Genomic DNA, 9,094 nt, shown 5'->3' on the forward strand with positions numbered 1-9,094 from the left:
TGGACTAATGAATAATGACTAAATTACTCGTAGTAGCGACAGGAAATACCGGTAAATTACGGGAAATGCAAGCTTATTTAGCTGATTCTAGTTGGGAATTAACTATAAAACCGGAAAATTTGGACGTGGAAGAAACAGGGGAGACCTTTGCGGAAAATGCTCGTCTCAAAGCTTCAGAAATTGCTAAATTTACGGGTAATTGGGCGATAGCCGATGATTCTGGTTTGGCGGTAAATGCCCTGAATGGTGCGCCGGGGGTGTATTCTGCTCGTTATGGAAATAATGATACAGAACGGATTGGTAGGTTATTAAGAGAATTAGGTGATGAAAAAAATCGCCAAGCTAGGTTTGTATGTGCGATCGCAGTTGCCAATCCTTGTGGGGAAATAGTAATTCAATCTGAGGGTATTTGTCAAGGTGAAATTTTATTTGCACCTTGTGGAGATGGTGGTTTCGGTTATGATCCGGTTTTTTATGTCCCAGAAAAACAATTGACTTTTGCTCAGATGACAACAGACTTGAAAAAGTCAATTAGTCATCGGGGAAATGCTTTCAAGGCTTTAGTTCCCCAGTTAAGAAAATTAGGTGTTGCTGATTAAGAGTATGATTTTATTTCACGCAGAGGCGCTCCAGGCGCAGAGAGTAAGAGTTTCATTTTTTTGATTTTCCAATTTCATACCTCAATTCAGCAACGCCGGAAATTAATAATGTAAACCTATTATTTCTCATCCTCAAATTTGGATGGTTTTTTATGTCCTCCTTTCCCGATGATGAGCAGCTTGTAATAATAAAGACTCTGCAAAAGCGATCGCTTGATTTGCAGATTTACCACCAGCTAACTGTGCTAATTCTTCTCGACGGGTAGTTAAATTATCTAAACTTGTGACTCTGACAACTGTTCGCTGTTCATCATTACTATTTACGGCTTTATTAATCACTAATTTAGCGACGCGAAAATGACGATCTGCCATAGCTGCAATTAAAGGTTGATGGGTTACACATAATACTTGATGTCCTTGACTAATTTGATGTAATTTTTCTGCTATGGCTTGGGCAACTCTACCAGAAACTCCTACATCAATTTCATCAAAAATAAAAGTTCCCACTTCATTTCCTTGGTGAAAACAAGATTTTAAGGCTAATAAAAATCGGCTCATTTCTCCACCAGAAGCAATTTCCGTTAATGGTTGAATAGGTTCACCGGGATTAGGACTAAACATAAAAGTAATTTTATCTGCACCTGCGGACGTGGGGGTAGTAGGGACAATTTCGACTTGAAATCTTACCTTATCCATTGCTAGGGGCTTGAGTTCAGCTAGTAACCGAGATTCTAAATCAGCCGCAGTTTGACGACGTAATTGACTTAATTGTTGACTGAGATGATGGAGTTGTTGTAAATATAATTGTTCTTCTTGTTCTAAAGTTTCTATAGATTGTTCATTATTATTTAATTCAGCTAATTCATTTTGAATACGTTGATAATAAGCGATCGCTTCTGTTAAAGTTGGACCATATTTACGACAAATTTGTTTTAATTCCCGTATTCGTTCTTCTACTTCTTCTAACCGCTGGGGATCTGCTTCCAATCCTTCTCCATAAATATTAATTTGTCTACCCACTTCCATGACTGCTGCGACTGCATCCCGCACCAGTTCTAATAAAGATTGTAGTTGAGAATCATACTCTATCATTTGAGTTAATATCATCTCTCCATTGGCTAATAAATCAGCAGCAGTGCGAGTTTCCTGATCATCTTGATACAAAGCCTGATATACTTTATAACTCATTTGTTGTAAATCAACAACATGATTCAGACGGTCTCGTTCTTGATTTAATATTTCCATTTCCTGGGGATCATCAAGATTAGCAGCACCTAATTCTTGTACCTGATATGTTAATAGATCTAATTGTTGTAGCCTTTCCCGTTCTGATGTTCGGCGTTTTTCTAGTGCTTGACGTGCTTGTTGATATATACTAAAAGCAGTGGTGACATTTTGGCGTTTTTGTAACAATAAATCACCACCATATAAATCTAACCAATCTCGAACTTGAGCGGATTGTCCTACTTTTACGGTTTGTCCTTGTGCTGTTATTTCTACTAAATGATCTCGCAATCCTCCCATTAATTGACGATTTACCAGGACTCCATTGACCCGTGATCTACTGCGAATATTACTAGTGGTGGTGGCAATTTCTCGACTGATGATCACAGCATTATCATCTATTAAATCAATTTCTTGTTCACTTAACCAAGCAGCTAGGGGTGGGGTGACGCTAAAAGTTGCTTCTACCATTGTTCGATTTGTACCAGTGCGAATGACTCGACTAGAGACTTTACCACCCAAAACTGCATCAATGGCATCTAATATAATTGATTTTCCTGCCCCGGTTTCCCCTGTTAATACGTTCAAACCTGCCCCAAAATCTAATTCTAAATGATCAATTAAGGCAAAGTTTTCAATTCTTAGATATAGCAGCATTTACATAATCCTCAGATTGCAGATTTCCTGGTTTCCTCTGAATTACGGCGTTGCTGATTTGAGGTATGAAAATGATTTTTGATGATTTCAAAACCCTTCTAAAGACCTTCCATGGGTAGGGATTCTCGGCTCTACACCTAAATTCATACCTGGTTTCAGCAACGCCTGAATTACTAATAAGTTATGTTATTGATCTTATTTGGTAATATTTGCCAAACTATGATTAGTTTACCATGAATTATACTTAATCAAGTTAAGAACATAAAACTTTATATTCTCAATGGTTGGCTTTTACCTGACACAGAATTTATTCTTTGGATTTTGAGCCTCTAATTTAGTAATTATTATTCTCAATATATATTTTATATATAAAATCTTCCAGATGATACACTATAATATTAGCACAAAATGTCAAGATGTCAATACCCTAGTAAACTCGTTGGCTTATTGACCATATTCTCAATAATCTTGAGAATTAACGGGCTATATTCTCAATAAACATAGAAAGGCGATTTTTTTCCTAAAGGGATATTTAAAAAACTTATATATCTGACTGGATTAAAAAATTAGTAGCTATGGCTTAAGTAGGTTGGCGTTAAAAATTGTCGTTATGACAAGGGAACTCTTAACTGGGAACAGGGAAGAGGGAAGAGGTTTTCGGCAACTTTACTTTTTGTTACATATTTCGGTTTTTTTCCGTTCACCTACTTCAATATTGCTACATTAATAAGGAGGGAACAGGGAACAGGGAACAGGGAAGAGGTTTTCGGCAACTTTACTTTTTGTTACATATTTCGGTTTTTTCCGTTCACCTACTTAAATATTGCTACATTAATAAGGAGGGAACAGGGAACAGGGAAGAGGGAAGAGGTTTTCGGCAACTTTACTTTTTGTTACATATTTCGGTTTTTTTCCGTTCACCTACTTAAATATTGCTACATTAATAAGGAGGGAACAGGGAACAGGGAACAGGGAAGAGGTTTTCGGCAACTTTACTTTTTGTTACATATTTCGGTTTTTTTCCGTTCACCTACTTAAATATTGCTACATTAATAAGGAGGGAACAGGGAACAGGGAACAGGGAAGAGGTTTTCGGCAACTTTACTTTTTGTTACATATTTCGGTTTTTTTCCGTTCACCTACTTAAATATTGCTACATTAATAAAGGATGTAACTATTTGCAGAAATATGGTATCTACTCCTATAACATTTTCCGATATTCAAAGTCATTGGTCGAGGGCATTTATTGAGGCCTTAGCCGCAAGGGGAATTCTCAAAGGGTATCCTGATGGAACTTTCCGCCCTAATAACCCTGTAACTCGGGCTGAGTTCGCGGCTATTATCGCTGCTGTTTTTTCCCCAGCGGTGAAACGTGAATATGCGGGTTTTGTGGATGTTCCTGATACCCATTGGGCGTTCAAGGCGATTAAAAAAGTTTATGAAAGTGGATTCTTGACAGGATATCCAAATAAGCGTTTCGGTATAGATGAAAGTATTTTTAAAGGTGATGTTTTAGTAGCCATGGTCAATGGCTTGGGAATTGCTGGTCAAGTTGACCTGGACTTAGTGAGTAAACTAGCGGAAATTTACCAAGATGGAGCTTTAATTCCTTATTATGGAATTAATCAAATAGCTTTAGCGACTCGCGTTGGTTGGGTAGTAAATTATCCCAATGTCAAAATTCTTAATTATAAAACAGCGGTTACTCGCGCGGATGTAGCGGCGGTAGTTTATCAAGGGTTAGTATATTTAGGAAAAGCGGAAAAAATTCCTTCTGCTTATATTGTTGTGCCTGGGGCTTTATCTCCAGCCCCTAATACTAATACTATCAAGGTCAGTCATCGGCGTGAGTTCCGAGGTGCTTGGGTAGCGTCTGTGTGGAATAGTGACTGGCCTTCTAAACCGGGACTGACTGTTGAAGAGCAAAAAGCAGAGTTATTAGCAATTATTAAACAGTTACAATCTTTGAATTTCAATGCTTTAGTTTTGCAGATACGACCAGAAGGTGATGCTTTATATGCTTCTGAATTAGAACCTTGGAGTGCTTGGATTACAGGAACTCAGGGAAAAGCACCAACACCATTTTACGATCCTTTGGAATTTGCGATCGCTCAATGTCATCAACGCAATATTGAATTACACGCTTGGTTCAACCCTTACCGCGCTAGAGCCAATAGTCAAGTTTCTCCCGTCGCTCCCCACATTGCAGTGACTAACCCAGAAGTTGTTTATCAATGGGGTACTCAACAATGGATGGACCCAGGGGCAAAAATTGTTCAAGACAGAGCCTACAATGTGATTATTGATGTTGTCCGGCGTTATGATGTGGATGCTATTCATCTAGATGATTATTTTTACCCCTATCCCATATCTGGTAAACCCTTTCCCGATCATAAGACCTACGCAGCTTATCAAGCCAAAGGTGGTAAACTCAGTTTAGAAGATTGGCGACGAGAAAACGTTAATCAAATGGTATTGCGACTTTCTCAGGGAATTAAAGCCACCAAACCTGATGTTAAATTTGGTATTAGTCCTTTTGGTATTTATCGTTCTGGAGAACCTGCGGGGATTGTTGGTTTAGATGCCTATAATGTCCTTTATGCTGATTCAAAAAAATGGTTACAGCAAGGTTGGATAGATTATATTGCGCCTCAACTCTACTGGCGTACCGACCAAACAAAACAAAGCTACGAGACACTGCTGCAATGGTGGACTAAAATTAATAGCAGCCAGCGTCATGTTTATGCCGGTAACAATCTAGGACAATTGGATGGTAAAGCCTGGAAAAACAGCGAAATTACCAAGCAAATTCAGATTTCTCGGAATTTAGCGGCTAATTTGTCTTTGGGTAATATCTTTTTTAGTATGACTGGCATTCAGGAAAATCGTCAAGGCATTAGTGACGAGTTTAAAACCCATTATCCCACACCTGCCCTCGTTCCTAGTATGCCATGGAAAAGTTCCGTAACACCGACACCGCCCAAAAATCTCAAATTCCTTGATGGTAAATTAAACTGGCAACCAGGAGATAATAGGTCTGTGCGTGCTTGGAGTCTGTATGTTCAAAGTGGTCAGAATTGGACAATTAAACGCATTTTATCCGCTGGTACTACCTTTGCGACAGTTACACCCGGTACTTATGCTGTCTGCGCTGTGGATAGATTAGGGAATGAAAGTGAAGGTGTCATGATTACTGTAGCGTAGGTTTAGCAACCGCCAGCTAAATAAATGGAAGATAGTTCTTCCTTATCAAGATAAAGATAACATATTTAAAATGCTTTGTCAATACCTAAAAATCAGATCCAATCAAGCGTTTGTGGTGAAAACTAAAGCACAAATTTGATATTTTCTCTCGCCAGATAATCCTACTGAACTTCTCACCCGAACATAAATTAGATCTCCTCTAAATTTCTAAATACCTTCGATATTGGTAATTCTTGTACGCGGACGATTGAAAGGGAGTTTTTGCAAATTAACAGATTAACAGACAAGAAAAACTTATAGACATGAGGTTGGAGTGAAGAAAATCCCATATTACTTAACCTAGAATATAGGCGATCGCTCTATTTTAGATTCAATGAGACTGTAACCATTTTTCTAAATCAGCCACAGCCACAAAATCCAACAAATCCTCACCCAAAGTTTCGATCTGTGATAAAGATAACAGTTGAATTTGTGAACAGCACTGCTGAGAAATTCCATCTAAACGTCGATTTAATAATCGGATAACTAGGGATATAGCTTCTTGCTTGCGACCTTCTTCACGACCTTCTTCTTTTGCTTCGCGGATAGCTCTTGGTTCTTCTAAGTCAAGTCCTAACATAGTGATAATTTCCTTTCTGGTTAAGTTGCTAAATTTGTAAACAATGATCGTCGTAATTAAATCTATTATCCCTGTTTCTGATTGTGTTTGTGCTTGTGCTAGTAAAAATCTGGCTGTGTCTATAGCTTCTGTTCCTTCTTTAATTGTCAGCAACATTAATCCTAAACCCAATGGTTGTTGCTGAACATCTCCTAATTCATCTAAATACACTCGCTGTATTTGTCCACCTGATAATAACGAGCGATGAATCCTTAAATTTGATGGTTCTAAATTCCTGGAACCAAAAATTATTACTCCTGACCAATCATCATAACGGATGGGGTGACGGTGCAGAAATAGGGACAATTCTGAAAAGAACCGAAAATATAAATCTTCATCTTTTTGAAATTGCACTTCTGCAAAATATACCTGCTGATCATCTGCATCATTTGGTGGTAAAAATACACCATCTATTTGAAATGCTGTTTCTTTTACCTCAATGGATTCAAACTGATAGTTGGCTGCTGCTGTTGGTGGTGTATCTACTAATTCAAATAACAAACTAGGGAATTGTTTGAATAGTTTGTAAAAAATTGAATCTCTTCTCATAGTGATAATTTATCAATTTATTTGATGGCGATGGCTACGCCCGCCGCAGGAATCGCATTATACCCACCGGAGGCGATCGCTCACATTACACTACCTTTTTATGTAAAGTCCCAAATCACCGAGGCTATTCCCATATTACCTAACTTACGGACGATGGCTACGCCCGCTGTTTTTTACTTGCATAGCTCCCCAATTACAGAAGAATAGCTTAGGCACTTAGATAAAGAAGCTACTAACAGCAATGCTACCCAAAGCTGGTAATGTACCACTGTATCCTGTGATATTCACCAATAGGTCATTACTAGATTGGAAGCCAGCCACACCATCATTAATGACTAAATAAGTCCCCGCAATACCAGAAGTGGTGACACTGACTAAAGCTGCACTATTTACCCCTAAAGCCTGATTACCAGTTAACGCTCCATTAGCATCAGTAAATACACTATTGACCACATTTGTTAAGGTAGTGGCTGTACTATTAGCAGCGCGAGTGAAAGCAGTGGGAGCATTCATAGCTACACCCAGGGAAGTCAACAGGTCAATTTTATCAGTGCCGATGGCAAAGTCGGTAATTCGGTCTGCTCCTGATACTGGGGATTGTCCAAATTGGAAAACCAAGATATCGCTTCCTGTTCCACCTGTGAGGGTGTCTGCACCAGCACCACCGTTGAGAGTATTATTACCACTGTTACCTGTGAGGGTGTTATTTAAACTATTACCCGTACCATTAATATTGCTGCTTCCTGTCAAGGTGAGGTTTTCTACATGATTAGGTAAGGTGTAGGAAATAGATGCGTTGACTAAATCTGTTCCTGCGTTGAGAGCTTCGGTAACAATGTCACCTACATGATTGACGGTATAGGTATCGTTACCAGCAAGTCCGATTAAGGTATCTGCACCATTAGTACCAGTTAAAGTATCAGCGTTAGGAGTGCCAGTAAAGGGATCATCATTGGTGATTGATCCGGTGACTTCACTCGTAGTACCAATGGTGTAACCAGTTCCAGATGCTAGGGTTAAGATGACTGTTTCATCATTTTCTACTGTGGTATCAGCAGTGGGGTCAACTGTAACTGTAGCAGTGGATGACCCGGCTGCAAAGGTGACGGTTTTTGTGGTTCCTGCGGTAGCAATTCCTGTATAATCCGTGCCTATTGTGGCAGTTCCGCCGACGGTGTAGTTGACAGTGAGGGCATTGCTAGAGTCTCCAGCCCGGGTAAAGGTATAAACTAGGTTGGATGTGCCGTCTTCGGTGACGCTTGTAGAGGATAGAGCTAAGGTAACGTTGGTAATGATAGTTACGTCTTGAAAATTGATGGTTGCACCTGAATGAATCTCAAATATATTTGCCAAATTGCTGGTGCTGATAAAGGTCTGGTTTACTCCTTGACCTCGAATTGTTAGACGACCACCGCGAGGTAAAATATCCAAATCTCCTGTTGCGGCAAAATTATCATCAGAGCCACCACTAAAGTTCAAATTATAGGTTTGTGCGCCCAGAATGATGGTATTATCTAAACCATTTTGATTTGCTTCTATGACAGCTTCCCGTAGAGACAATAAACCGTCACTAGCATTAACAACGTCTTGATTTGTGGTGACATTAAAAGTAGTCGCGTTGGTTTTCTCAACGACTTTTAAAGTGAGTTTATTGTTAAACCACTGAGGTAAAAACTGGAGAGTTGAGTTAATATCTAAACCTGTAAAATCAAGGTTAGATAAGAAGCTCAAGGAATCATAAGTCAAGACATCAAAGGTACTACCAAGAGTGGGAGTAAAGTTATTCAGTAGGCTAACATTCAATGTTCCATCAAAAGCGGCATTTCCATTAATATCTACTTGATCAAAGTTAGTTCCCGGAGTAGTTCCACCCAGTTGAATATTGATGCTTGCATTATTGGTTTCGGTATAGTTACCGTTGATAGTAAGACGACCAAATTCGGTATTACTTGCATAACGAGGATTGAGTAAACCGGAATTTGTTACCCCAACGTTAATACTGGCATTACCTTCTATCTTTCCACCGTTAATATTCAAGGCATTGCTAAAGGTAACAGTACCACCTTTGAGAATTAAATTTGCATTATTATGGGTGTAAGTGTTAGCAAAATTGAGATTTCCTGATTGAGCTTCAACTGTTCCTGTATTATTAAAAGCAACTCCAATAGTGCCTGTTCCTGTGGTGGTTTTCTTGAAAGTTCCA

6 protein-coding genes are annotated in these 9,094 nt (G+C 39.0%); 3 read left to right on the forward strand and 3 right to left on the reverse strand.

Annotated features, from left to right (window positions below; genetic code table 11):
* Positions 1-14 precede the first annotated feature (14 nt).
* The gene (gene rdgB / locus ACIR310F_RS0111650) at positions 15-599 is read left to right on the forward strand and encodes an RdgB/HAM1 family non-canonical purine NTP pyrophosphatase (RefSeq protein WP_028083981.1); all 585 of its coding nucleotides are present in this window, start codon (positions 15-17) and stop codon (positions 597-599) included.
* Between the two features lie 150 nt (positions 600-749).
* Here rdgB and recN read toward each other — a convergent pair whose 3' ends face one another.
* Entirely contained in the window at positions 750-2,480 is a 1,731-nt protein-coding gene (recN, locus tag ACIR310F_RS0111655) for a DNA repair protein RecN (RefSeq protein ID WP_028083982.1), read from the reverse strand.
* Positions 2,481-3,668: 1,188 nt separating this feature from the next.
* On the opposite strand from recN, the gene ACIR310F_RS0111660 reads away from it, so the two are divergent.
* On the forward strand, positions 3,669-5,684 hold the full coding sequence (locus ACIR310F_RS0111660; RefSeq protein WP_028083983.1) for a glycoside hydrolase family 10 protein: 2,016 nt from the start codon (positions 3,669-3,671) through the stop codon (positions 5,682-5,684).
* 370 nt (positions 5,685-6,054) lie between these two features.
* Here the strand turns inward: ACIR310F_RS0111660 and ACIR310F_RS0111665 are convergent, their stop codons facing one another.
* Positions 6,055-6,891: an Rpn family recombination-promoting nuclease/putative transposase gene (locus tag ACIR310F_RS0111665; protein ID WP_028083984.1), complete on the reverse strand. Its 837-nt coding sequence runs from the start codon at positions 6,889-6,891 to the stop codon at positions 6,055-6,057.
* A gap of 30 nt (positions 6,892-6,921) precedes the next feature.
* Between ACIR310F_RS0111665 and ACIR310F_RS0111670 the strand changes: the two genes are divergently transcribed.
* Entirely contained in the window at positions 6,922-7,098 is a 177-nt protein-coding gene (locus tag ACIR310F_RS0111670; RefSeq protein ID WP_231387504.1) for a hypothetical protein, read from the forward strand.
* 9 nt (positions 7,099-7,107) lie between these two features.
* Here the strand turns inward: ACIR310F_RS0111670 and ACIR310F_RS26250 are convergent.
* A partial coding sequence (locus tag ACIR310F_RS26250; RefSeq protein WP_331271310.1) for a beta strand repeat-containing protein occupies positions 7,108-9,094 on the reverse strand: 1,987 nt, incomplete at its 5' end.

Source organism: Dolichospermum circinale AWQC310F (genome assembly GCF_000426925.1).
In the GTDB taxonomy this organism is placed as follows: Bacteria; Cyanobacteriota; Cyanobacteriia; order Cyanobacteriales; family Nostocaceae; genus Dolichospermum; species Dolichospermum circinale.

Bases quoted from the DNA above. Each gene is read 5' to 3' on its own strand.
- recN (WP_028083982.1), bottom strand. From the start codon at position 2,480: ATGCTGCTATATCTAAGAATTGAAAACTTTGCCTTAATTGATCATTTA.
- ACIR310F_RS0111665 (WP_028083984.1), bottom strand. From the start codon at position 6,891: ATGAGAAGAGATTCAATTTTTTACAAACTATTCAAACAATTCCCTAGT.
- ACIR310F_RS0111670 (WP_231387504.1), top strand. From the start codon at position 6,922: ATGGCTACGCCCGCCGCAGGAATCGCATTATACCCACCGGAGGCGATC.
- rdgB (WP_028083981.1), top strand. From the start codon at position 15: ATGACTAAATTACTCGTAGTAGCGACAGGAAATACCGGTAAATTACGG.
- ACIR310F_RS0111660 (WP_028083983.1), top strand. From the start codon at position 3,669: ATGGTATCTACTCCTATAACATTTTCCGATATTCAAAGTCATTGGTCG.